This window comes from Streptococcus gwangjuensis, from assembly GCF_028156745.1.
GTDB lineage: Bacteria > Bacillota > Bacilli > Lactobacillales > Streptococcaceae > Streptococcus > Streptococcus gwangjuense_A.
This window is the reverse complement of the sequence record NZ_JAODJG010000003.1, coordinates 1-288: the sequence shown is the minus strand read 5'-3', so window position 1 is coordinate 288 and position 288 is coordinate 1. Positions and strand designations below refer to the sequence as shown.

General features: G+C 34.0%; 2 protein-coding genes. Both read right to left on the bottom strand.

The window, feature by feature from the left end:
- Positions 1-86, bottom strand: an 86-nt coding sequence (locus tag N5909_RS09775; RefSeq protein ID WP_419965925.1) for a pneumococcal-type histidine triad protein, incomplete at its 3' end; no start/stop codon positions are given.
- A gap of 7 nt (positions 87-93) precedes the next feature.
- A partial coding sequence (locus N5909_RS00015) for a metal ABC transporter solute-binding protein, Zn/Mn family (RefSeq protein ID WP_271630616.1) occupies positions 94-288 on the bottom strand: 195 nt, incomplete at its 5' end.

Here is a 288-nt window from a genome sequence, read left to right as displayed (position 1 = left end):
GCTTGATGCAAACCTAGTTCATAAGCACAGACACTTAAAACAAGTGCAGCTGCTGACCCAGCTAGATATTTTTTATTGATTTTCATTCTTTCCTCACTTTAATTCTTCTGCTAAAACACTCATATTTTCTTCTAGATTTTCTAAGTAAGTTTTGTCATTTTGTGGGTCTGCCTCTAAAGGATTCAGAGTTTTAAGACCCACACCTGTTGATTTGACAAGAGTTTCAGCTACTTTCGAAGAAGCATTACTTTCTGTAAAAATCGTTTTAACCTTATAGGTTTTAACAAA